Genomic DNA, 1,079 nt, shown 5'->3' with positions numbered 1-1,079 from the left:
CGTCGCGGAGCGCCCCCCGCCCCGTTGTCGGAGCCGGTGGCAGGACGGCCCGCACGGGCGAGGGGAGGAGCGTGGTCCCGCCGGAGTGGCGCGCCGCGGCGGACGGCGGCCCCGGGCTGCTCGGAGCGCGGTTCACGCCCCGAGCCGCCGTCCGGGCCATGCTGGATCCCGGGGAGAAGGACAGGAGGGTGCGATGAGCGCGACCAGGGTCGCCCTGGTGACCAGCGAGGCGGGCCTCCGGCTCGACGAGGACCTGCCGCCCGTCGTGGCCGCGCTGGCCGAGCGCGGGCTGGCGGCCGAGCCGGTGGTGTGGGGTGCGGGCCTGACGGCCTGGGAGCGTTTCGAGCTGGCGGTCGTCCGCTCGACCTGGGACTACGTGGAACGGATCGACGAGTTCCTGGCCTGGGCGGACGGCACGGCGCGCGTCACCCGGCTGTGGAACCCCGCGCCGCTGATCCGGTGGAACAGCGACAAGCACCACCTCGCGGAGCTGGCCCGGCGCGGGGTCGCCGTCGTGCCGACCCGGTTCCTCGAACCCGGCTCCCCGGTCGACCCGGCGGAGCTGGACGGCCCGGACGGCGTCGTGGTCAAGCCCGCGGTCTCGGCGGGCGCGCTGGACACCGCCCGCTACGCGCCCGGCCGCGCCGAGCAGGCCGCCCGGCACGCCCGGGCCCTGCTGGACCGGGGCCGCGCCGTGATGGTCCAGCCCTACCTGCCCCGGGTGACGGAGGGGGAACGCGCGCTGGTCCTGCTCGGCGGCGCCTTCAGCCACGCCGTCCGCAAGGGGCCGGTACTGACGGAGCCCGGGGTGATCGACAACGACCGCTTCCCGCACCCCGACGTCACCGCGTACCGGCCGACGGAGGCGGAGCTCCGCACCGCGCGGGCGGCCCTGGCGGCGGTGCCCGGCGCCCGTTCCCCGCTGTTCGCCCGGGTGGACCTGGTGCTGGACGCCGGCGGGGAGCCGGTGGTGCTGGAGGTGGAGCTGGTCGAGCCGAACCTGTTCCTCGACACCGACCCGGCGGGCCCCGACCGCTTCGCCGGCGCGGTGGCGGCGCTGGCCCGCGCCCGGCGGTGAG

At 77.9% G+C, this 1,079-nt stretch carries 1 protein-coding gene; it reads left to right on the top strand.

The genetic code is table 11. The annotated features are described in order from the left end of the window. The first annotated feature begins 193 nt into the window (after window positions 1-193). Window positions 194-1,078: an ATP-grasp domain-containing protein gene (locus ABD308_RS05995; protein WP_344328100.1), complete on the top strand. Its 885-nt coding sequence runs from the start codon at window positions 194-196 to the stop codon at window positions 1,076-1,078. Window position 1,079 lies beyond the last annotated feature (1 nt).

It is taken from the genome of Kitasatospora putterlickiae, from assembly GCF_039527695.1.
GTDB lineage: Bacteria > Actinomycetota > Actinomycetes > Streptomycetales > Streptomycetaceae > Kitasatospora > Kitasatospora putterlickiae.
The sequence above is the reverse complement of the archived record's forward strand: the minus strand, read 5'-3'. Positions and strand labels throughout refer to the sequence as shown.

Coding starts and splice junctions, on each gene's coding strand:
- ABD308_RS05995 (WP_344328100.1), top strand. CDS start 194: ATGAGCGCGACCAGGGTCGCCCTGGTGACCAGCGAGGCGGGCCTCCGG.